We start from the raw sequence: 205 nt of genomic DNA, 5'->3' as shown, positions 1-205 counted from the left end.
TCGGCGTCGGTGGCCGAGACGTTGCCGGAGATGCTGGCGTCCTCGGCGACTGCAGCCACCGCCGCTGATGCGACCGGAATGTCGTTGGTGCCGGTGATGGTGATCACCAGGTTAGCCGGCGCGGAGGTGGCACCGTTCTCATCCGTGGCGGTGAAGGCCACCGTCAGCACCAGCGGCTCGCCGGCGTTGAGCCCGTCATAGCTCG

At 68.3% G+C, this 205-nt stretch carries 1 protein-coding gene; it reads right to left on the bottom strand.

Annotation, left to right across the window (positions count from 1 at the left end):
- Nucleotides 1-205: VCBS domain-containing protein (locus CQ14_RS44680; protein WP_199805554.1), on the bottom strand; the 205-nt coding region annotated here is incomplete at both ends.

This window comes from Bradyrhizobium lablabi, assembly GCF_001440475.1.
GTDB lineage: Bacteria > Pseudomonadota > Alphaproteobacteria > Rhizobiales > Xanthobacteraceae > Bradyrhizobium > Bradyrhizobium lablabi.
The sequence above is the reverse complement of the archived record's forward strand: the minus strand, read 5'-3'. Positions and strand labels throughout refer to the sequence as shown.